A 22,384-nucleotide genomic window follows, 5' to 3' on the forward strand; every position below is an offset into this window, starting at 1 on the left:
CTTACCTTGCGACATATCGATCAAGTCGTTTTTCAATTTGATGCTGAACGAGCGATAGAATGAAGCAGAATACCCAATAGATGAGGGCTGCTTCCATATAAATGAACAAGATCTGATCCAAGTTTGCCGCAGCAATTTCCTGTGATTTACGGAACATCTCTGCCACGAGGATTTGGGAGGCAAGAGATGTATCCTTCACCAAACTAATGAATGAATTAGATAGTGGTGGAATCGATACACGTACAGCCTGCGGTAAAATCACGCGGACGAGCGTTTTACGATGCGTCATCCCAATTGAATAACCTGCTTCCCATTGTCCTTTAGGAACAGACAAGACGGATGCACGGATAATTTCCGATGCATATGCACCTACGTTTAATGAAAAAGCGATAATGGCACTTGGATATGGATCTAGTGTGATATTAAATGTCGGAAAGAAATAGAAAATAATAAACAATTGCACAAAAAGCGGCGTTCCACGAACGGCCGACACATAGATGGAGAAAATCCATCTGAGGGCTTTGATTTTAGACATTCTAGCAAGAGCTGTCACAAGCGCGATAAAAATACCAATAATAAAGGCAATGATGGCAAGGGGGATTGTATAATAAATCCCCTGCATCACCATTGGCCAAAAAGATTGCTGAAGAAGATCCCAAGGAATGACGACTCCTAGGGTATTACTTTGTAACATCTTCACCAAACCATTTCTTAGAAATCTTAGCAAGTGTACCGTCTTTTTTCATTTCTTTTAATGCGCCATTCACTTTGTCAACGACTTCGCCGCTGCCTTTTCTGAATGCGAAGTAAGTTTCTTGAGGATCTCCTGTTTCAAATGCAACTTTTAGGTTTTTGTTCCCGCTTGTTTTCAAGTAATTCAATACAGCCAGCTTGTCATTGAACGTCAAATCAGCACGTCCTTGCTGAATCAATTGAATCGATTGTGCAAGACCTTCAACGCCTTCAATCTTAGCGCCAGCATCTGTTGCTAGTTTATTGTAGTTACTTGTTAATGATTGCGCTGCTTTTTTGCCTTTGACATCAGATAGTTTCTTGATGTCGTTGTTATCTGATTTTGTCACAACAATGGCTTGAGACGTTGTGTATTTATCAGAGAACTCGTATTGATTTTCACGTCCAGTTTTACCAACTTGGTTCGCTACCACGTCAAAACGTTTTGAATTTAGTCCAGCAAACATGCTGTCCCATTGTGTTTCTTTGAATTCAGGTTTTAAGTCAAGACGTTTTGCTACTTCTGTGATGACTTCTACATCGTAGCCAGTTAATTTATCTGTCTTTTTGTCATGGAATGTGAAAGGAGCATAAGTACCCTCTGTTCCGATCGTCAGAACACCTTTATCCTGAATGGATTTCCAAAGGTCACCTGATTCCTTAGACCCAGATTGTTTATTTGCGTTGTCGCTTGCACCAGATCCACATGCCGTGATCAATGCAACACAAGCGCCTAACATAATGGCAAAGAACATTTTTTTCATTTTATTCCCCACTTTTCTTGTTGGTATTTACAACATATGATCTTACAGAGAAGCAACCTAAAAGTAAAGCATTTGAAACTAGCTTGAGCGAATCTCACCAACTTTATGCCCGCAACCCATTTCTTTCAAACCTCTCTCGTCTACAAAGGCTTTGATCTTTTATTTGTGCGAACATTACTAAAATAAAGACTTTGAGACAGTGACCATAGAAGGAAGAATATTTATTATAAAAGATGTATAATTAGTAGGTTGTTTTAAAATTAGAATAATCACATGGAGACATGTTTTGATAACAGAACATCTTAGAAGAAGGAGGGCATCATTGTGGATGTTGGACAAAATCAGCCCGAACAACTGAAAAGGGCGATGACTTCCCGCCATTTATTTATGATTTCACTTGGCGGTGTCATTGGGACAGGCTTTTTCCTTGGAACAGGCTATACGATTGGACAAGCAGGGCCGGTCGGAGCCGTTCTTTCTTATATTGTGGGCGGATTGATTATGTATTTAACGATGCTGTGTCTTGGAGAGCTGTCGGTCGCCCTTCCTGTGTCCGGGTCGTTTCATACGTATGCGACGAAATTTGTCAGCCCTGCAGCAGGTTTTGCTGTCGGCTGGATTTATTGGCTCGGCTGGGCGGCAACGGTCGCCCTAGAATTTTTATCAGCAGGACAGCTGATGAGGCGCTGGCTTCCGCAAGTGGATGTGTGGATTTGGTGTCTCATATTTGGATTATGTCTTTTCTTATTAAATGCCCGGTCGGCGAAAGCGTTCGGGGAGTCGGAGTTTTTCTTTTCCACTATTAAGATTATTGCCATTTTACTCTTTATAGGCGTAGGTGGAGCGGCGATGTTTGGTTTTATTGAAACAACGAGCGGTGAACCTGCTCCTTACTTCAGTCATTTTGTGAGTGATGGATTGTTTCCAAATGGATTGCTCGCTGTGGTGGTCACGATGATCACGGTGAACTTTTCATTCCAAGGAACTGAACTGATCGGAATTGCGGCAGGAGAAAGTGAAAACCCTGAGAAAACCGTTCCTCGCTCCATTCATCAAACCGTTTGGCGTACGCTCGTCTTTTTCGTCTTATCTATTTTCGTTTTAGCGGGAATGGTGCCATGGAAGGAAGCGAGTGTTCTGCAAAGTCCATTTGTTACTGTGTTTGAGAGAACAGGAATCCCTTTTGCGGCAGACATGATGAACTTTGTCATTATCATTGCTTTATTATCTGTCGCCAACTCTGGCTTGTATGCATCGACGAGAATGCTGTATTCCTTATCGAAAGAAGGAATGGCAGGAAAAGCGTTCAGACGCGTCAATCAGCGCGGCATTCCGATGAATGCGTTATTGCTCACGTTCCTATTTACAGGGATTTCGCTATTATCCGGGTTCTTTGCAGAGAAAACGGTATTTGCCTGGATCGTGTCCATTGCCGGCATGAGTGCCCAGACTGGCTGGATCACCATTACATTATCACAGATGCTTTTCCGCAGAAGATATCTTAAAGCAGGCGGCAAGCTAGAAAACTTAAAATTTAAAACCCCTCTTTATCCGGTTCTGCCGATTATTGCGATTACACTCAACACCATCGTGTTGGTCAGCCTTGCCTTTGATCAGGAGCAGCGCATCGGGTTATATGTCGGCGTCCCTCTCATGATCATTGGGTATGTCGTCTATCACCGCTATGTGAAAAAGCATCAGGCACAAAGTGAGCCGCTGAAGCTGCAAATCCGTGGAGAAGACGAGATTCGGTTTTAAAATCAAAAAACACTAGATTTAAGAATATAAGATATTTTAAAACACCTCTGATATCAATCTGAAGGTGTTTTTTTCTTGAAGTGATTCTGAAACCTCTCATATCAATAGAAGGACTATTTAACTGAGCTGTAGTTCTCAACTAACAACAAAAGTTAGTTCATATCCTGCCGTTTAAAATCTTGTTGTTCAAAATGTTGGCGCTTATTCTGATATCCTACGTTATTATTACCCCAAAGCTTCTCGTAATCCCATCCTGTTAGCGCTTTCAAAACACTTCTTGTTTCATTATCAACCTGTTCCATTGAACCATTATTCTTTAACCTATTAATTTCATTAATCATAATGGAATGAGTTTTCTTAGATAATTTAAATCTAAATGAAATAACTAAACTAATACCGACTAGCCCTACAGTTCCGAAAAACAGAATACCTACAATCCCATTTATTGCTGTAGTAGACTGTGTCGTCGCATTTGCAACGAATCCACTTTCCTGTAAAATAACTCCTACCAAGAATGTGGCTACAGCTGTAGTACTCTTGCGTGTAAAAGTCATAATACCTGCAAATATTCCTTCTCTTCTTTTACGAGTGACCATTTCATCTACATCAGGAATGAAAGTGTAAATATTCCATGGTATATAATATAATCCACTCTTTCCGATTCCTAAGATAACAGAGAAAGCATACAGCGCTATAATCATATAAGTTGGTTGTGTGAAGTATAAAAATATATAACCGCTGATACATGTAATAATAGCAATATAAGATATTTTCAAAGATGGCGCAGGACCTATTTTAATCACGAGCCAACCAAACAATATTGTACATACCATTTGAAGTAATGAACCAATAGATAATAAATCGGCTGCCAACACTGCATCTTTATTTAAAGAAAACACAACAAAGTAGACAAAGACAGCGTTTAAAATATCCATGGCCGTAAACGAACAAATATACATCGTGAGGTGCTGACGGAAACTTCTAATTCTAAAAGTAGATGTTAAGTCAATGATGAATTTTTTTATGGATTCTATAGCAGGTACTTTTTCTGCACCATCCGGTTCTATCATGTCTTCTTCTATTTTACGTTCCCATGTTGTTCTATGTGTAATTAATAATGCGGCCATAAAAATAAAGGTGAAGATAATCCCATTGTAAAGAAAAACTTGGGGTGAATCTTTTCCGAATATTTCGAATAATCTGCCTGGAATAAAGGTAGCTAAAAATGTTCCTAGTCCTGAATAGATTAATCTGATTGTTGAGAGCTTGGTCCGTGCATTAAAATCATTCGTCATTTCAGCTCCAAGTGTTTCAAATGGAATTAATACCATTGCTGCAAGGAATTCTAACAAAATATAAACCGTTAAATAGTACCAGTAATTCATATCAGAAATCCAAAGAAGAGAATAAATAACCATTAAAGGGCTTCCAACTAGCAAAAAGAACCTGCGTCTTCCAAATTTTTTCCCAAGTTTTGTACGACCAAAATTATCAGTGATATGGCCCATAATTGGGCTTGCTATCGCATCAATAATACGTGCAATTGCAATAATAGATCCTGCTTCAACAGGGGTAAGACCACAGTATGTAATGAAAAAATATAACATCCATGCGCCTATTATAGCGAATGCTCCCCCTCCAAATAAATCCATTGTTCCATAACCAATATAATTTTTGAGTGTTAGTTTCCTGCTCTCAGTCTGCATTCTTATTTCTCCTTTCCAAGCCTACTTATAAATTTAAAAAAACATATAAAATAAAGATGTATGACAAGGAAAAAATAAAAATATTAAACACCTGAATACGCCATAAAACCTCCATCAACAGGAATTGTCACGCCGGTAACAAATGCTGACATATGATCATCAACAAGCCATAATAGGGTACCAAGAAGATCTTCTGGCGTACCAAACCTTCTCATTGGTGTGTTCGAAATAATCTTATGTGACCTCTCTGTATAATCTCCATCTTCATTTAGGAGAAGGTTTTTATTTTGTGAGGTTAAAAAGAAGCCCGGTGCAATTGCATTTACTCTAATTCCTGCCTCAGCCATATGAACAGCTAACCATTTGGTGAAATTTTCAATTGCTGCTTTTGCCGCGCTATAAGCAGGCACTTTGGTCATTGGAGAAGGGGCACTCATAGATGACATGTTGATGACAACTGCTCCCTTTTGATGAACCATATGTTTAGTGAAAATTTGTGTAGGAATGAAAGTCCCCATAAAATTTAAATCAAATACATTTTGCACACTATCTGTACTTAAATGAAAAAAAGTATTTACCTTAGGATTAGTAAGGTCTTCTGTTTGAAATATTTCGTTGGTTGTATTTGCACTTGAGTGGTTACCACCAGCTCCATTTATCAATATTGTACACATGCCTAATTCCTCTGTTACAATCTTCTCGGCTTGTTCCACACTATCTTTATTCATCACATCACATTTTATCGCAATCGCTTTCCCGCCCATAAGATTAATTTCTTCGGCTACCTTTTCACCCTTTTCGACTGTTCTATTTAAAATAGCCACAGACACGCCATGTCTAGCAAGTTCCTTTGCCATGGCGCTGCAAAGTACGCCACTTCCTCCTGTTATGACAGCTACTTTACCATCTAAATTTTTATTTTCTTGTATGTTTACCATGTCGTTTCCACCTTTGCTTCTTTTCGTACAGAATGTTTATTTTTTAAAGCATCCCAAGCTCCCCACAAATACATAATTCCAAGTGCTCTATCATAAAGACCATATCCAGGCCTACATTGTTCATCCCAAATGTGTCTTCCATGATCAGGTCGACAATAACCTTTGAATCCGCTTTCATTATAAGCATGTATAATGGCTGAAATGTCTACTGATCCATCTTTTGATCGATGCGATGTTTCAACAAAGTCCCCGTTATCATATACACGTACATTTCTTATATGAGTAAATGGTATTCTATCAATAAATTCGTGAATCATAGAAACTAAATCATTCTCTAAGTTTGCTCCTAAAGATCCTGTACAGAGCGTTATACAATGATATGGGCTACTATTTAGTTGTAAAACTTTTCTGATATTTTTTTGGTTAGTTACTATTCGTGGTAGACCAAAGACAGGCCAAGGTGGATCGTCAGGATGAATAGCCATTTTTATATCATGAAGTTCTGCAATTGGAATAACCTGATCTAAAAAATATTTCAAGTTGGCCCATAAATCATCTTCTGTTATATTTCTGTAGGCTTCAAAAAGTTGGTGAAGGTGATTTAACCTCTCTGGTTCCCAACCTGGCATGGTTAAACTGGAGTTCTCACTAATTTTATTTACTAAATCTTTCGGATCAATATCTTTAATTCGACTATGTTCATAAAATAGAGCAGTAGATCCATCAGAAAGTGTTTTATTTAAGTCTGTACGGATCCAATCGAAGACAGGCATAAAGTTATAACATATGACTTTAACACCCACCTTTGCTAGCTTCTGAATTGTTTTCTTATAATTTTCTATGTATCGATCTCTAGTTGGAAGTCCGAGCTTAATGTCTTCATGAACATTCACGCTTTCAACCACTTCAATATGAAGGTTATGTTTATCAGCTAATTTTTTCATTTCTAACATTCTTTCTATTGGCCACTCTTCTCCTACGGGCACATCATGCAGTGCCCAAACAATTCCTTCCACTCCTGGAATCTGCTTTATTTGTTCCAGTGTGATCGTGTCGTTTCCTTCTCCAAACCATCTAAATGTCATCCTCATCTACCATCACCCCTAATTTTATTTAAAATAATTTGGATATTCTTTCTTCAATAATTCTTTATCAACAAGTGCAATTTTCAAATGCTCTTCCATGATTTTTTCAGCTTTATCAGCATCTTGATCTTGTATAGCTTTGAAGATATTTACATGTTGAGAAAGAATATTATCCCAATTATAATCTGTTACTAGCCTTAACATGCGACTCCTATTAAAGTGTACATTCATCTGTTGAATAACTAACCATGTTTTTTCTTTTTTACACCGTTTGAAAATAGTTCTATGAAATTCCTCATCTAATTCAAACATTTTTTTATAGTCTTTTTTCTTAACGCAAATTTTTTGCATACTTAAATTCATATCTAAATCATTCATCAGCTCTTCAGAAAATTCCTGACAGGCTAGTCTAATCACTGCCTTCTCGAGATGTTCTCGCATAAAACGTGCTTCCTCCACAAGGTTCAAATCAATTAAAGAAACAAATGTACCTCGTTGAGGATAAATACTTAATAATCCTTCTTGAGATAATTTTAAAAAGCTTTCTCTTACAGGAGTTCGACTCACATTAAATTGAATTGATATTTCTTTTTCAGAAATATTTGTTCCAGGTGGAAGCTTCAGGCTTAATATTTGATCTTTTAGCATATTGTAAACTTGTTCCCTCGTAGAGAGGTTTTGGTTTTTAAAATCAATATTCATTATTCTAATCTCCTTTTTCTAACATACTACCATACAAGCACATTAGAATGGTAGATATTAATTTAATTTTTCTGAATACTTTCACTGTGAGCATCTCTTGATGATTCCACTATGTAAGCCATGATCAATCATAAAAGTGTGGGATATTAAAAAGAAAATTCAAAAAAATATACAAAATTCAAAAAGATTGAGTTATAATGTGTTTGATCTACCATACTAGTATAACTAGAATATTAATAAAATGAACGGTACTCTGATCTATCAGTTAGGTGAATCATTAAGTTTTTTTTGAAAGCGCTATCTTATTATTGGAAGTAAAAATTTATCTTCTTGCAGAAGGGAAAGATTGATATGTCCAACATCGCCATTATAGGAACTGGATCTATTGCAACTGCCCATATCGAGGCTTATCTTGCAATGCCTGAAATGAGTAAAATTGTAGCTTTAGCTGATATTTATCCTGAAAAAGCAATGTCTGCAGCAACAAAATATAACCTAGAAGCACGAGTTGTCGCTAACTACCAAGAGTTATTGAATGATCCTACAATTGATGCCGTTTCCATTTGTACACCTCCTTATATGCACGCAACCATTGCCATCGATTTTCTTAAAGCAGGCAAACATGTCTTAGTAGAAAAACCTATGGCTTCTTCTTTAAAAGAATGTGACGAAATGATAAAAGCATCTATTGAAAGCCAGAAGCTTTTATCTGTTGTTGCTCAAAACAGGTTTATGACTCCCATTATGAGATTAAAACATGTCCTTGATCAAAACCTCATTGGAAAAATCGCTCATACTCAAGTTGATTCTTTTTGGTGGCGTGGTCATAGTTATTATGATTTATGGTGGCGCGGTACATGGGAAAAAGAAGGTGGAGGTTGTACACTTAACCATGCTGTCCATCATATTGATATGTTGCAATGGATGTTAGGATTGCCGACTGACATTTTTGCAGCAACTAGTAATACCTTGCATGATAATGCAGAGGTTGAAGACCTTTCTATTGCTGTACTTCGCTATGGAAATGGTAGCTTAGCACAAGTAACCAGTTCTGTTGTTCATCATGGAGAAGAACAACAACTGATTTTTCAAGGTGAAAAAGCTAGAGTATCTGTCCCATGGAAAGTAACTGCTCAAATAGCTAAAGAAAATGGGTTTCCTCAAGAGAAAAATGATGAGGATTTAGAAAATCGTATTCAGGAAGCTTTTCATCAATATCCGGAATTACTATTTGAAGGGCATAAAGGACAAATAAATAATTTTTTAATGGCTATCAAGGGTAACCAGAAGCTTCTAATTGATGGAACAGAAGGAAGAAAGACACTAGAACTTATTACAGCCATCTATAAATCTGCAAACCTAGGTGTTCATGTGAAGCTTCCTCTTTCAGCAGACGATCCTTTTTATACACGTGAAGGAATGCTCGCGAACGTTAAGCATTTTTATGAAAAACAAGCAAGTGTAGAAAATTTTTCAGACGATGCGATAACCGTTGGAGGAAATTACGAGAAAATATAAGTCTAACGTTATTAAGTTATAAGTATTCAAAATAAACTGGAAGCTACTTGAGGAGGAACAATCATGCAGAAAAGTGATGGAATGAATTATGCTCCTAAGGGAAAAAGTGCCCCTGTCGTTACAGAAGGACAATTCGTCATGGCAGCTATAGGTCTTGATCATGGACACATCTATGCAATGTGCAATGGATTAACTGAGGCTGGGGCTACATTAAAATGGGTTTATGATCATGATCAGAAAAAAGTACAAGAATTTTGTAAAGCTTATCCGGAGGTACAGGTAGCCAAAAGTGAGAAAGAAATTCTCGAAGATCCAGATGTAAGGCTCGTGGCAGGCGCAGCCATTACATCTAAACGCTGTGATTTAGGGCTGCGTGTTTTAGATCATGGTAAGCATTACTTTACGGATAAATCACCTTTTACAACGTTAGAACAATTGCAGCTTGCTCGTAAAAAAACAGCTGAAACGGGGCTTAAATGGGCTGTTTATTATAGTGAACGTTTGCACGTGGAGAGTGCCGTATTTGCTGGTCAATTGATTGAACAAGGAGCAATTGGAAAAGTGGTACAAGTTCTTGGAACTGGCCCACATCGTAGTAATGTAGAAAGCAGACCAAGCTGGTTTTTTGAAAAGGAATATTATGGAGGTATTCTATGTGATATTGGCAGTCACCAAATTGAACAATTCCTTTTCTATTCTGGCGCAAAAGATGCAAAAGTTGTACATAGTAAAGTGGGCAATTATAAGCATCATCAATATCCAGAATTAGAAGACTTTGGTGATGCTACTTTGATTGCTGATAATGGGGCTACAAACTACTTTAGAGTAGACTGGCTGACTCCTGATGGCCTTAGCACTTGGGGGGATGGGCGCACATTCATTCTTGGAACAGATGGGTATATTGAAATTCGCAAATACGTAGACATAGCAAGGGATAAAATAGGAGACCATTTATACTTAGTAAATCAACATACAGAGCAGCATTTTTCTCTAAATGGAGAAGTAGGATTTCCTTACTTTGGTGAACTTATTTTAGATTGTTTAAACGATACTGAAAATGCTATGACTCAAGAACATACTTTTAAAGCCGCAGAACTATGCTTAATTGCACAACGAGACGCAATCTACGTAAATACGGAGTTTGAATTAAGTAAGATCTAAAAAAGTGAGGTGTTATTTTTGTTCATAACACCTTATTTCATTTAATTGATTTTCTAAACATGAGTATAGAGGTGACTATATTGTCTACATTCCTAAGCGAAGATATGATGCTTAATCATGAAAGTTCAAAAGTGCTTTATCATGATTACGCGAAAAATATGCCAATCTATGATTTTCATACGCATTTAATGGCTGATGACATTGCTACTAACAAAAAATATGAAAATATGACTGATATTTGGCTTAATGGAGATCACTATAAATGGAGGGCTATGCGATGGTTAGGCGTAGAAGAAAGATTTATCACGGGGAATGCAAGTGACAAGGAAAAATTCTTAGCTTGGGCCCAAACTGTTCCATATACAATAGGAAACCCTCTTTATCATTGGTCACATTTAGAATTAAGTCGATATTTCAATATAAATGAGTTGTTCTCAGAAAAAAATGCACATCAAGTTTGGGATATCTGTAATGAGAGATTAAATGAAAGTAACATGTCCACAAATGGAATTTTAGAAAAATTTAATGTAAAAATTGTATGTACGACTGATGATCCAATCGATACATTAGAATTTCATCAAATCATACGTAAAGATGTAGGAATTACAACTAGGGTCCTACCTACATTTAGACCGGATCATGCTTTAAATATTGAACAATCAAATTTTGTGAATTATATAGAAAAATTAGGTGATTCAATCAACGGCGTTGTTTTAACATATGAAAACTTTATCGCTTCATTACATTCACGAATTGATTATTTTCACGCGAATGGATGCAGAATTTCTGATCATGGTTTTGAAATATTTCCATTTTCACCAGCTACTGAACAAGAAGTGTCTTCTATATTTGTGCGTGCTCTACAAGGAAAAACACTATCCCTAGAGGATATCAATAAATTTAAAACAAATACTCTTCTTCACCTGAGTAAAAAATATCATTCTCTTCATTGGACCATGCAATTACACATAGGTGCTTTAAGGAATAATAACACACGAATGTTCAAGTTAACGGGAAAAGATAGTGGGTACGACTCTATGTCTGACTTCCACCTAGCAAGACATTTAAATGGTTTTTTGAATGAATTAGACAAAGACAACCTTTTACCTAAAACCATTATCTATAATTTAAATCCCGCTCATAATGCGATTGTGGCCTCTACTATAGGGAATTTTCAGTCTTCTGATGCCAGAGCAAAAATTCAATTTGGATCCGGGTGGTGGTTTAATGATCAAAAAGACGGCATGCTAGATCAAATGAAAACATTATCTAATATAGGTTTGCTTAGCACTTTTGTAGGTATGCTTACAGACTCAAGAAGCTTTTTATCGTTCCCTCGCCATGAATATTTCAGAAGAATTTTATGTCATTTATTTGGGACTTGGATAGAAAATGGTGAGCTTCCAAGGGATTACGAATTTATAGGAAAAATAGTCAAAGATATTTGTTATCACAATGCCGTGAATTATTTTAACATTGAAATAAATGAGACAGTACCAATGAAAACGAATGAATAATGCAGTAAGATATAAAATTTCTATATGAAGACGGATCATCAATAAAGTGAAAAACTGGACATGACGTACTCATGTCCAGTTTTTTATTAATGAACGCCTTTCATCGCTTTCTTAATCACTGGTGTAAAGAGCAGCATCACACCGCATAAAACGATGGCGAGCAATCCAATGATACCGAAATAGACGGTTTCTGGCACTTTATCAAATAGTTTGACCACTTGCGCATTGATTGCCTGTGCCATCGCATTTGAAAGGAACCAAAGGCTCATCGTTTGTGCTGAGAAGGCAGCAGGTGCAAGCTTTGTTGTCGCTGATAGCCCAACTGGTGATAAGCAGAGCTCTCCGATCACGACAAGGAAGAAGCTCAGTACGAGCCATAATGGACTCACAAGTGTATTCGGACCAGATATGTAGGCAGGAATGATCATGATGATGAAGGATAATCCTGCAAACAGAAGGCCGAGTGAAAATTTAATTGGGGTAGACGGCTGTTTCTTTCCAAGTCTAATCCACAACCAAGCAAACACAGGAGACAGTAGCACAATAAAGATTGGGTTCAATGATTGGAACCACGAAGAGGCAAGTGTCATCCCAAGGAAATTCAAGTTTGTTCGTTGATCCGCATATGTGGCTAAAATGTTTGCGCCTTGTTCTTGAATCGCCCAGAACATAACCGCCGCAAGGAACAATGGAATATAAGCGAGAACCCTCGATTGCTCCACTGGGCTTGTCTTTTTACTGAAATACATGATGATGAAATAAACAATCGGAATGAGCACGCCAAGGACACTGACAAACCAAGTGAATAGGTTAATCGTGAGTGCGCCAGTTCGAATGCCAATGACAGCAAAAACAGCGAGCACAATGATGACCAATGTTCCGAAAATTTTGAAGTTCTTGCGTTCAACAGCTGATAGTGGATTTGTCACATAAGTGCCGGCAAGACCAAGGTTTGGTTTTTTCGTGATCACAAATGTAATCAGTCCAACAAGCATCCCTACGGCAGCAAGTGAGAATCCGAGGTGGAAGTTCACTTTTTGACCGAGTGTTCCGACAATTAACGGGGCAATAAAACCACCCATGTTGATCCCCATGTAGAAAATACTAAAACCAGAATCCCTACGAGGGTCTGTTTTTGTATAGAGGTCGCCAACAATGTTTGAAACGTTCGGTTTCAGAAGGCCTGTTCCAATAATAATTAGTCCCATACTTATAAAGAGCGCTGTTGCGCCGCTTGGCAAAGCCAAAATGACATGCCCAAGCATAATAAAAACTCCGCCATAAAAGACCGTACTGGACGAACCGAATACCCGGTCGGCAAGCCATCCGCCAATAATACCTGACATATAGACAAGTGCACCGTAGACAGACATGATCGAATTGGCTGTCGTTTGATCAAAACCAAGACCGCCTTTTGTCACCTCTGTGTACATATAATAAATAAGCAGTGCACGCATGCCGTAATAGGAGAAACGCTCCCAAAATTCAGTGAAAAACAGTGTGTAAAGTCCTTTAGGGTGTCCAAAAAAACCTTTTTGAGGAACACTTTTAACAATTTTATCGTGGTCAATTGTAGACATGGCATAGATCCTTTCTTAAAAAAAGAGATATGAGAAAAATGATATTCTTGTATAGTTCTTGTGTCAATATAAAACTATTCTAAAACAGGAAAATGTTAGTTCAATAGGCGTAAAGACTCAAAAAATGAAAAATTCTTTCAAGTGAGAATGGTCAGAAAGTTATAGTAGAAGAATTTAACTAAAATTTGAAAGATTGTACAAGCAAATCGTTTACACATGCATAGAATGACAGGAGGAAATGTGTGAAAAGGAGGGGGTTAGGTTGGAGGAATTGAATGAATCTGATCTAAAAAAACCCATTGTGAATGTACAAGATTTTGGCGTTATTGCGGATGGGAAAACGGATTGTACAGAGATGCTCAATGAATGCTTAGAGTGGACGAAGGAACAAGGATATTCCCATGTCTGGTTGCCGAGCGGCACGTATGTGATTGATGCGGTGTACAGAGGTGATCCATTTTTTCCCTTCCGAGGTGCGGGTATACGGGTGCCGAGTCATATAACCATTGAGATGGCGCCGGATGCTGTGATTAAGGTAAAGCCAAATGATTCATGGGGGTATGCAGCCTTTTATATAGGAAAGGTTGAGCATGTGACCATTCGAGGCGGGCGTATTGAAGGGGATCGTCATGAGCATGTATACAAGCCGCTCCCCGCTGAACGAAAAACCCATGAATGGGGCTTTGGGATATGTATTGAAGGTGCCTCCCATGTAGAGGTCAATCATGTCCAAATAAAAAATTGTACGGGAGATGGCATCATTGTCAGTCCCCACGGTTTATTGACAGAAGATGAACCATACTCGCCTGCTGCGTCTATTCATATTTCTGGGTGCACGATGACAGATTCAAGGCGTAACAATATCTCGATTACAGGCTGTGATGGGGTCATTGTGGAGGACTGTCTGCTAGAAAGAGCAGGAGTAGACGGAGTCGAGCCGAGAATGGGCATTGATATTGAAGGCTACGGAGAAAACGCGGTGAATATGGAGGAACCTCTGAATATCCAAATTCGAAACAACATCGTCAGAGGGGGTGCCGCAAGCTCCATTTATAACTTCAACGGCTATGGTGTCATTATTGAAGGTAATCATACCGATAGCAGTATCTCCTATGGCTTCTCCACTGAAACGATCATTGCCAACAATTTGATCCGTGCAATGGGTGGGGGCGTTACAAAAGCTGGGATTACGAGCTTAGGTGTCTCTCTTGGTCAAACGGAAAACAATGTGATCATTATTGGCAATATGATTGAGGGGTTTGAAAAAGGGATTGATGTGAGGGGAGACAGCGTTCACATTACTGGTAATAAGATCAGTCTATTTGAAGACGCGGCTGTGTCCGTTTATATGGCGAATCGTATTCTAATAGAAGGAAACCATATTGAATCAGGGACGAATACAGGGCAAAGAAGCGCAGCGCTAAGAATCTATCAATCGGATAGCGTCGTCTTTTCAAACAATACAATCTACTCGGTGATCGATGCGGCGATGGTGAGAGGAACGAATATCCTGATCCAGCACAATCAATTCAAAGATTTTAGCAGAGGGATCTGGGTGCAGGAAGGGGAAGCTGGGATCAATGGCAACCACTTTATTCAAGAAGGGCATCCAGAGCTGGCTTCTTCGTATACGATTAGTGTTACTGGAAATGCAAAGGCTTTCATTTGGCGAAATCGCTTTAAGCACTACCAAAACTATGCCGTATACAGCAGCACGACCGGTCCATTAGAAATCAAAGACAATTCCTTTGAGGAAACATCTTTATATGTGGTGATGTATATTAAACATGGTTCACCTCAGATCGGAGATAACCGTTTTTATTTAAATCGTTCGCTCGGACAGCCGACGGCAATCTTTATCGATCAAGCCGCCTCAGCCCGTGTTCTGCGGAATAATATCATCAATTTATCTCCTCAACAAGCGATTGCCGTCCGCACCATATCTTCTACTCATTCCGTCATCGCCCATAACATGCTGGAACGCAGTCAATTGGTGACACACACGACAGACCGGCTCATTGGAAATATTGAAATCGATACACCGTGATAAAGTAGTGAAATCCCTTATTTTGGAGGTTCAGAAGGCGGTTGACAATCCTGTAAAAAGGGCATATAGTAATAATTATTTTTCATTTTTCGCAACATTTGCCCTTTTTTTTATGAATAAAACCGATTAATTCAATCAGAAAAATGTATCTTCTGAGGACTTCAGTTTGATATATGAGGATATAGAAAGGATGAAGAACAAGTGTCACAGCCGAAAAGGAAGCTCAAGCTAGGCGTATTCATCGCAGGAACTGGTCATCATGTTGCCTCTTGGAGACATCCGAATGCCGTATCAGATGCAGCCATGAACCTTGATTATTTTAAACAATTAGCGAAAAAAGCAGAGGAAGGAAAGCTAGATTTGCTTTTTTTAGCAGACAGCCTATCCATTAATCAAACCTCTCATCCGAATGTATTGACGAGATTTGAACCGCTCACCTTGCTTTCGTCCATTGCTGAGTCTACTTCATCAATTGGTTTAGCAGCAACAGCATCCACTACATATAGTGAACCTTTCCATATTGCAAGACAGTTTGCCTCCCTTGATCATCTATCAGGCGGCAGAGCGGCATGGAATGTGGTCACATCTTCTATTGAAGAAACAGCGAAAAATTTTAGCGGAGAAGAGCATTTAGCGCACCATAAACGATACGAGCGGGCAGAAGAGTTCGTCGAGGTCGTCAAAGGTCTCTGGGATTCTTGGGAGGAAGACGCCCTTATTAGAAACAAGGAAACGGGGGAATTCTTCGAATCTAGTAAGCTTCATGAGCTCCAGCATAAAGGTGAGTTCTTCTCTGTAAGAGGTCCCCTTAACGTATCACGCACGCCTCAAGGGCAGCCAGTGATCATTCAAGCAGGATCTTCCGAAGATGGTCAAATGCTTGCAGCGAAAACAGCGGAGCTTATTTTTACTGCACAAAACGACCTCAATAAAGCGAAGGAATTTTATCAAAGCTTGAAGGGGAAGGTAGAGGCTGCTGGTCGTGCTCGTGAGGACGTCAGTATCATGCCGGGGATCTTCCCGATTATTGCTGATACAGAGGAAGAAGCCAAAGCGAAGTTTGAAGAATTACAGGAGCTGATTGTTCCTGAAATTGGGCTGAGCATTCTCCAAAACTACTTAGGTGGAATTGATCTGTCCCAGTATCCTTTAGATGGACCGCTTCCAGAGATTGATCCAAGCATGTCAAATGCTGTGAAAAGCCGTTTTGATCTCGTGATGAATATGGCGAGAAAGGATAACTTAACCATTCGCCAGCTCTATCAATCGGTTGCCGGCTCTCGCGGTCATCATATTTTCATTGGTACACCGCAGCAGCTCGCAGATGTGATGGAAACATGGATCAATGAAGAAGCAGCAGACGGCTTTAACGTCATGCCGCCACTATTGCCAGAAGGACTTGATCTGTTCGTAGATCGAGTCGTACCGATTCTTCAGGAAAGAGGCTTATTTAAAACAGACTATGCAGGACAAACCTTACGAGAAAATCTCGGATTAACACAGCCAAAAAATCGCTACACGACATAAAGGTGAGGTGACTAGCGTTGGGATACACGTTTCGTCTAGCAACAGAGGCAGATATAGAGGCACTGCTTGAACTGACAACAAGAGCCTATGAGCCAATTCGTGAGCTCGGCATCCAGTTCCAAGCAGCACATGCCGATTTTGCTCTCGTTCAGAATAATGTACAAAAGAATCTTTGCTATGTAATGGAAGAAAACGGAGAGCTTCTATCCACCTTATCACTCCGTATGCCTTGGGGAGAGCAGCCAGGACCGTTCGGCGTTCCTCACATTTGGTGGTTTGCCTCAGAACCTTCCGCCAAAAAAGGGACAGGCTCTACCTTGTTAGAATGGGTAGAAACCGAAGTGCTAAGAGATACACTGAAGGTGCCATACGTGTCTCTCGGTACAGCTGATAAGCATCCGTGGCTCATGGACATGTATGAGCGCAAAGGCTACGTCAGAGCAGGAGAAAAGGATTTAGGTAAGGGGCACATGACGGTTTATTTTAAAAAACAATTAAGGTCAGATATGACACTATCATAAGAGGAAAGAAGGGTTTACGAGCATGAAAAACAAAAAGTGGCTAGTCGTTCTATTTGCAGCAATGCTGGCAGTTTTAGCAGCTTGCGGCGGCAACAATCAGGGTGAAGGCAAAGACGAAAAAGTGTTAAAAGTAGGTGCAACAGGACAAAGCTATCCGTTTGCTTATAAAGACAATGGCAAACTTGTTGGCTTCGATGTTGAAGTAACAGAAGCGATTGCAAAAAAGCTTGGCTACAAACTAGACTGGCAGCTGAGTGAATTCAGCGGACTGATGGGACAGCTGACATCCGGTAAACTAGATACAGTATCAAACCAAGTCGCGATCACAGATGAGCGTAAACAAACGTTTAACTTTACAGATACGTATGCTTACGCAGGAACACAAATTATCGTTAAAAAGGACAACAACGACATCAAAGGTCTTGATGACTTAAAAGGAAAAACAGTGGCAGCGGTTCTAGGTTCTAACCATGCCAAAAACTTAGAGAGCAAAGACCCAGACAAAAAAATCAATATTAAAACATATGAAACGCAAGATGGTGTCTTAAACGAAGTGGCAAATGGCCGCGTAGATGCTTATGTCAACGGACGCAGCGTATTACTTGCTCAAATTGAAAAAACAGGTTTGCCGCTCAAAATCGTCGGCAACCCAATTGTGTACGAAGAAGTAGGCTATCCATTTGCCAAAGATGAAAAGCATGACAAGCTAAGAGAAGAATTTAACAAAGCAATCAAAGAATTAAGAGAAGACGGGACACTGAAGAAATTGTCTGAGAAGTATTTCAAAGACGATGTCACAGTGCCAATTAAAAAATAGCGACAGCGGCGGTGAAGAGCAGACATGAACAAAATTGATTGGCAGTATATGGTGACGGTTTTTCCGACATTGATTCAATACTTGCCGATAACGATCTTCATGGCGATTGTCTCCATGGTATTTGCCATTCTCATTGGTGTGGTATTCGCTCTTATTACGAAAAACCGGATACCTGTTTTATACCAATTTGCCAAGCTGTATATTTCTTTTTTCAGAGCGGTTCCAACCTTGGTTCAGCTCTTTCTCATTTATTTTGGTCTTCCGCAGCTATTCCCTGCGATGACTTCAATGGATGCCTTAACAGCGGTCATTATCGGATTAAGTATTAAAAACTCAGCATACTTAGCAGAAATTTTCAGAGCGGCCCTCAACTCTGTAGATGAAGGGCAGCTGGAAGCTTGTCTATCTGTCGGCATGACAAGATGGCAGTCTTACGTCAGAATTATTTTCCCGCAGGCAATTAGAAATGCGATTCCAGCGACGGGGAATACCTTTATCGGTCTTTTAAAAGAAACATCTCTCGCCTTTACGATTGGGGTGGCAGAAATGTTTGCACAAGGGAAGATGATTGCGTCGGCGAACTACAAATACTTTGAAACCTATTTAGCCGTAGGGATTGTGTATTGGGTGATGACCATCATTTATAGCTTCCTCCAAGACCTATTTGAACGAAAAATCAGCAAACCTTACCGGAATTAAGGAGGTGTGGACATGATCAAGCTCACCAATTTGAAGAAATCATTCGGCGACCTCGTCGTCTTAGACGGAATCAATCTCGACGTACAAAAAGGGCAGGTTGTGGCCATTATCGGACCTTCTGGCTCCGGTAAATCCACCTTACTGCGCTGCTTAAACTTACTAGAAACACCAGATGAAGGCATGATTGAAATTGGCGATGCGAAGCTAGATGCATCTAAATATACACGTAAAGAAGCCCATCACCTGCGTCAACAAACGGCCATGGTGTTTCAAAACTATAATCTATTTAAAAACAAGACAGCACTGCAAAACATCACAGAATCACTGCTTGTGACGAAAAAAATGACGAAGCAGCAGGCAAATGAGATTGGAATGAAGCTGCTGAAGCAGGTAGGATTAGAGCAAAAGGCTGACAGTTATCCAGTCACTTTATCTGGCGGACAGCAGCAGCGAATCGGGATTGCCCGCGCATTAGCGGTTGATCCACATGCGATTCTGCTCGATGAACCAACGTCAGCACTTGATCCAGAGCTTGTCTCAGGTGTGCTTCAAGTCATTAAGTCCATTGCGATTCAAGAAACAACGATGATCATCGTCACACATGAAATGGCGTTTGCAAGAGAAGTCGCAGACCATGTGATTTTCATGGCGGATGGTCATATTATTGAACAGGGCACACCAACTGAGCTATTTGATGAAACGAAGAATGAACGGACAAAACGATTTATCCAAAAAGAAGCAGCGGCTGAAGAGGCATAAGCTGCTTTTTACTCTTTAGAGGGGTGAGTATCAGTGAAATCAATAGGAAACGAAGCTTTAAACAAACGTTTAATTAACATTCGCCGATCGCTTCATGAGCATCCAGAGCTGGCATTTGAAGAATATGAGACGACAAAAAAGCTGCGCGGCTGGTTAGAAGAGGAAGGGATCACTTTACTCGATTTCCCGGCTCTTCAAACAGGGCTTGTCTGTGAAATCAAAGGAGAACAAGAGGGACCAACGATCGTCCTGAGAGCCGATATTGACGCACTTCCGATTGAGGAAGCATCTGGCGAACCATTTTCCTCAAAGGTACCGGGGAAAATGCATGCTTGCGGTCATGATTTCCATACAGCTTCTATCTTTGGAGCAGCTCTTTTATTAAAAGAGCGGAAACACGAGATCAAAGGAACAGTGCGTATTTTGTTCCAGCCAGCTGAGGAAGTCGCACAAGGAGCGAAACGTGTCATAGAGGCAGGTGTGTTAGATGGAGTGGATGCGATTTTTGGTATGCACAATAAACCTGATCTGCCAGTGGGCACCATTGGTATTAGAGAAAAAGCATTGATGGCGAGTGTAGACCGGTTTGAAATTGATATTAAAGGAACGGGGGGGCATGCAGGAATTCCGAATCACACGGTGGACCCAATTGCCATCAGCGGACAGATCACAAGCGCCCTTCAGCACATTGTGAGCCGCCGCATCAGCTCGTTACATCATGCTGTTGTCAGCATCACACGCATTCAAGGCGGCACATCATGGAATGTGATTCCTGATCGTGTTGAGATGGAAGGAACCGTTCGGACGTTTGAGCCTGAAGTGAGAGCGATGATTCCCGATCTCATGAAACAAATCGTGAGCGGAATTGCAGAAGGGTTTGGGGCAAAAGGCGAAGTGAAATGGCATCCGTATTTGCCTTCTGTATTGAATGACGAGCGTCTGACAAAGGTGGTTGAAGAAACGGCAGGTGCGCTGGATCTCACAGTCGTTCAGGCTGAGCAGTCACCAGGCGGAGAAGATTTTGCCCTTTACCAAGAACACATTCCAGGCTTTTTTGTATGGATGGGGACAAGCGGTACCGAGGAATGGCATCATCCTGCCTTTACATTAAATGAAGACGCACTCCCTGTTGCCGCAGCTTTCTTTGCCGAGCTTGCCATTCGGGCATTGGAGTCACGATCATGGAAATGACAAAACAATTGGCAGAGGCTGTACTGTCTGCTGATCCACTTCAAGATCAACAGGCGGTAGAAATGGCTCGAAATGGTCTGTTAGATGCTGCGGCGGCAGCGCTTGCTGCGAAAGAGGATGAAGGAATTCAAAAGCTCATGGCACTTGTGGAACAAGAAGGTGGAACAGCTCAAATTCCTGTCATTGGACAAGGGAAGAAGGTCAGCCGTCAATCCGCAGCCATGCTAAACGGCTACCTGATCCACGCCCTTGATTATGATGATGTGCATTCAGATGTGAGAGGACATCCTAGTGCGGTGATCATCCCAGCATTGCTTTCACAGCTGACAGACGATAAAGGGTATGGTGATCGACTTTTAGCAGCCTACATCACAGGCGTTGAAGTGATGGCTAGGCTTGGCGAATCCATCGGCAAGGCGCATTATGAACGGGGCTGGCATAATACTGGAACCCTCGGAGCCATTGCGGCAGTATGTGCCATTGGGTATTTAAAACAAGTCTCGCAGGAAGAGCTGACGAAAGCAATCGGCTTTGCCGGAGCGCAATCGGCTGGAATACGAAAGCAGTTCGGCTCTGATATGAAACCATTACAAGCCGGCTTAGCGGCTAAAACAGCCGTCTGGTCTATGGACTTAGCTTGTTCAGGTTTTGGAGGGAATGAATCGGTTCTTGATGGCGCGCTTGGTTTCTTTTCTCTCTATGGAGATCTAGAGCGCGCGGAAAGTCATTTACTAGAAGGGTATGGAATAGCGTGGCGTATTGTCTCTCCGGGACTGTGGTTTAAAGTGTATCCGTTCTGCTCAGCGGCGCATCATGCAGCCGATGCGATCCTAACCTTAATGAAAGAGCATACTTTCTTACCGGAGCAGGTGAAACAGGTAGATGTCATATTCCCGCCTGGCGGAGATGCAGCGCTTATTGAACGGACACCTTTGACGGGCGAAGAAGGACGATTCAGTGTCGAATATGTCATTGCACTTGCCGTATTTGGACAGACGCTGACGCTGGATGTCTTTACGAAAAAACCAATTCCATCAGACATGCGCACATGGATGAAACGGGTGACTAGAGAATACGATCAAACGATAGAACCCCATCCAGACGCTGTCCCAAAAGGTCGCTTTACGATGGTGAAGCTTACCTTATCTGATGGCACCAACATTAGCGAACGAGTCGATATTCCGCGGGGAGCACCAGGCCATGCATTATCGAGAGAAGACATTATGCAAAAATTAAACAGTGTGACAGACACATCACATGCACAGCAGCTTTTACAGGCAGTTGAAGAAGGGAACGACGCTGCCTATTTGAAGTTGTTAAGGTGATATAAAAAAGCTCAAGCTCATCTTTCGAGATGAGCTT

Annotated in this window: 19 protein-coding genes; 12 read left to right on the top strand and 7 right to left on the bottom strand. The window is 40.5% G+C overall.

Annotated elements, in window-relative coordinates:
• Position 1 precedes the first annotated feature (1 nt).
• The gene (locus C5695_RS02015) at positions 2-694 is read right to left on the bottom strand and encodes an amino acid ABC transporter permease (protein ID WP_012008905.1); all 693 of its coding nucleotides are present in this window, start codon (positions 692-694) and stop codon (positions 2-4) included.
• Positions 681-1,496, bottom strand: coding sequence for a cystine ABC transporter substrate-binding lipoprotein TcyA (gene tcyA, locus C5695_RS02020; protein WP_003213831.1), 816 nt, complete (start codon positions 1,494-1,496; stop codon positions 681-683). Before tcyA ends, C5695_RS02015 begins: the two co-directional genes overlap by 14 nt.
• 324 nt (positions 1,497-1,820) lie before the next feature.
• Between tcyA and C5695_RS02025 the strand changes: the two genes are divergently transcribed.
• Entirely contained in the window at positions 1,821-3,254 is a 1,434-nt protein-coding gene (locus C5695_RS02025; RefSeq protein ID WP_117728700.1) for an amino acid permease, read from the top strand.
• A 152-nt stretch (positions 3,255-3,406) separates the two neighbouring features.
• Here the strand turns inward: C5695_RS02025 and C5695_RS02030 are convergent, their stop codons facing one another.
• The 4 genes from C5695_RS02030 to C5695_RS02045 all read right to left on the bottom strand — a co-directional run bounded on the left by C5695_RS02030 (position 3,407) and on the right by C5695_RS02045 (position 7,685).
• Positions 3,407-4,960, bottom strand: coding sequence for an MFS transporter (locus tag C5695_RS02030; protein WP_117728702.1), 1,554 nt, complete (start codon positions 4,958-4,960; stop codon positions 3,407-3,409).
• Between the two features lie 83 nt (positions 4,961-5,043).
• Positions 5,044-5,898 carry an SDR family oxidoreductase gene (locus C5695_RS02035; protein ID WP_117728704.1) on the bottom strand — a complete coding sequence of 285 codons (855 nt, stop codon included), beginning with the start codon at positions 5,896-5,898 and terminating at the stop codon, positions 5,044-5,046.
• Positions 5,892-6,989, bottom strand: a complete 1,098-nt coding sequence (gene uxuA, locus C5695_RS02040; protein WP_117728706.1) for a mannonate dehydratase — start codon at positions 6,987-6,989, stop codon at positions 5,892-5,894. The genes C5695_RS02035 and uxuA overlap by 7 nt, the downstream gene beginning before the upstream one ends.
• 18 nt (positions 6,990-7,007) lie before the next feature.
• Positions 7,008-7,685: a GntR family transcriptional regulator gene (locus tag C5695_RS02045; RefSeq protein WP_117728709.1), complete on the bottom strand. Its 678-nt coding sequence runs from the start codon at positions 7,683-7,685 to the stop codon at positions 7,008-7,010.
• Positions 7,686-8,036: 351 nt separating this feature from the next.
• Between C5695_RS02045 and C5695_RS02050 the strand changes: the two genes are divergently transcribed.
• The 3 genes from C5695_RS02050 to uxaC all read left to right on the top strand — a co-directional run bounded on the left by C5695_RS02050 (position 8,037) and on the right by uxaC (position 11,881).
• Positions 8,037-9,203, top strand: a complete 1,167-nt coding sequence (locus C5695_RS02050) for a Gfo/Idh/MocA family protein (protein WP_117728711.1) — start codon at positions 8,037-8,039, stop codon at positions 9,201-9,203.
• 63 nt (positions 9,204-9,266) lie between these two features.
• On the top strand, positions 9,267-10,364 hold the full coding sequence (locus tag C5695_RS02055) for a Gfo/Idh/MocA family protein (RefSeq protein WP_117728713.1): 1,098 nt from the start codon (positions 9,267-9,269) through the stop codon (positions 10,362-10,364).
• Positions 10,365-10,444: 80 nt separating this feature from the next.
• Positions 10,445-11,881: a glucuronate isomerase gene (gene uxaC / locus C5695_RS02060; protein ID WP_117728715.1), complete on the top strand. Its 1,437-nt coding sequence runs from the start codon at positions 10,445-10,447 to the stop codon at positions 11,879-11,881.
• 86 nt (positions 11,882-11,967) lie between these two features.
• Here uxaC and C5695_RS02065 read toward each other — a convergent pair whose 3' ends face one another.
• On the bottom strand, positions 11,968-13,461 hold the full coding sequence (locus tag C5695_RS02065) for a peptide MFS transporter (RefSeq protein ID WP_117728717.1): 1,494 nt from the start codon (positions 13,459-13,461) through the stop codon (positions 11,968-11,970).
• A 238-nt stretch (positions 13,462-13,699) separates the two neighbouring features.
• Between C5695_RS02065 and C5695_RS02070 the strand changes: the two genes are divergently transcribed.
• The 8 genes from C5695_RS02070 to C5695_RS02105 all read left to right on the top strand — a co-directional run bounded on the left by C5695_RS02070 (position 13,700) and on the right by C5695_RS02105 (position 22,347).
• Positions 13,700-15,508: a right-handed parallel beta-helix repeat-containing protein gene (locus C5695_RS02070; protein ID WP_410369219.1), complete on the top strand. Its 1,809-nt coding sequence runs from the start codon at positions 13,700-13,702 to the stop codon at positions 15,506-15,508.
• 201 nt (positions 15,509-15,709) lie between these two features.
• Positions 15,710-17,035, top strand: a complete 1,326-nt coding sequence (locus tag C5695_RS02075) for an LLM class flavin-dependent oxidoreductase (protein ID WP_117728721.1) — start codon at positions 15,710-15,712, stop codon at positions 17,033-17,035.
• 17 nt (positions 17,036-17,052) lie between these two features.
• Positions 17,053-17,556: a GNAT family N-acetyltransferase gene (locus C5695_RS02080; RefSeq protein WP_117728724.1), complete on the top strand. Its 504-nt coding sequence runs from the start codon at positions 17,053-17,055 to the stop codon at positions 17,554-17,556.
• A gap of 22 nt (positions 17,557-17,578) precedes the next feature.
• A complete protein-coding gene (locus C5695_RS02085) occupies positions 17,579-18,373 on the top strand; it encodes an amino acid ABC transporter substrate-binding protein (protein WP_117728726.1) in 795 nt (264 codons plus the stop codon).
• A 24-nt stretch (positions 18,374-18,397) separates the two neighbouring features.
• Positions 18,398-19,072 carry an amino acid ABC transporter permease gene (locus C5695_RS02090; RefSeq protein WP_117728728.1) on the top strand — a complete coding sequence of 225 codons (675 nt, stop codon included), beginning with the start codon at positions 18,398-18,400 and terminating at the stop codon, positions 19,070-19,072.
• Positions 19,073-19,084: 12 nt separating this feature from the next.
• The gene (locus tag C5695_RS02095) at positions 19,085-19,831 is read left to right on the top strand and encodes an amino acid ABC transporter ATP-binding protein (protein WP_117728730.1); all 747 of its coding nucleotides are present in this window, start codon (positions 19,085-19,087) and stop codon (positions 19,829-19,831) included.
• Between the two features lie 33 nt (positions 19,832-19,864).
• Positions 19,865-21,022: an amidohydrolase gene (locus C5695_RS02100; protein WP_117728732.1), complete on the top strand. Its 1,158-nt coding sequence runs from the start codon at positions 19,865-19,867 to the stop codon at positions 21,020-21,022.
• Entirely contained in the window at positions 21,013-22,347 is a 1,335-nt protein-coding gene (locus tag C5695_RS02105; protein WP_117728734.1) for an MmgE/PrpD family protein, read from the top strand. The genes C5695_RS02100 and C5695_RS02105 overlap by 10 nt, the downstream gene beginning before the upstream one ends.
• Positions 22,348-22,384: the final 37 nt, after the last annotated feature.

This window comes from Bacillus pumilus (genome assembly GCF_003431975.1).
In the GTDB taxonomy this organism is placed as follows: domain Bacteria; phylum Bacillota; class Bacilli; order Bacillales; family Bacillaceae; genus Bacillus; species Bacillus pumilus_N.

Bases quoted from the DNA above. Each gene is read 5' to 3' on its own strand.
- C5695_RS02015 (WP_012008905.1), bottom strand. From the start codon at position 694: ATGTTACAAAGTAATACCCTAGGAGTCGTCATTCCTTGGGATCTTCTT.
- tcyA (WP_003213831.1), bottom strand. From the start codon at position 1,496: ATGAAAAAAATGTTCTTTGCCATTATGTTAGGCGCTTGTGTTGCATTG.
- C5695_RS02030 (WP_117728702.1), bottom strand. From the start codon at position 4,960: ATGCAGACTGAGAGCAGGAAACTAACACTCAAAAATTATATTGGTTAT.
- C5695_RS02035 (WP_117728704.1), bottom strand. From the start codon at position 5,898: ATGGTAAACATACAAGAAAATAAAAATTTAGATGGTAAAGTAGCTGTC.
- uxuA (WP_117728706.1), bottom strand. From the start codon at position 6,989: ATGAGGATGACATTTAGATGGTTTGGAGAAGGAAACGACACGATCACA.
- C5695_RS02045 (WP_117728709.1), bottom strand. From the start codon at position 7,685: ATGAATATTGATTTTAAAAACCAAAACCTCTCTACGAGGGAACAAGTT.
- C5695_RS02050 (WP_117728711.1), top strand. From the start codon at position 8,037: ATGTCCAACATCGCCATTATAGGAACTGGATCTATTGCAACTGCCCAT.
- C5695_RS02055 (WP_117728713.1), top strand. From the start codon at position 9,267: ATGCAGAAAAGTGATGGAATGAATTATGCTCCTAAGGGAAAAAGTGCC.
- C5695_RS02065 (WP_117728717.1), bottom strand. From the start codon at position 13,461: ATGTCTACAATTGACCACGATAAAATTGTTAAAAGTGTTCCTCAAAAA.
- C5695_RS02070 (WP_410369219.1), top strand. From the start codon at position 13,700: ATGTGTGAAAAGGAGGGGGTTAGGTTGGAGGAATTGAATGAATCTGAT.
- C5695_RS02085 (WP_117728726.1), top strand. From the start codon at position 17,579: ATGAAAAACAAAAAGTGGCTAGTCGTTCTATTTGCAGCAATGCTGGCA.
- C5695_RS02090 (WP_117728728.1), top strand. From the start codon at position 18,398: ATGAACAAAATTGATTGGCAGTATATGGTGACGGTTTTTCCGACATTG.
- C5695_RS02095 (WP_117728730.1), top strand. From the start codon at position 19,085: ATGATCAAGCTCACCAATTTGAAGAAATCATTCGGCGACCTCGTCGTC.
- C5695_RS02105 (WP_117728734.1), top strand. From the start codon at position 21,013: ATGGAAATGACAAAACAATTGGCAGAGGCTGTACTGTCTGCTGATCCA.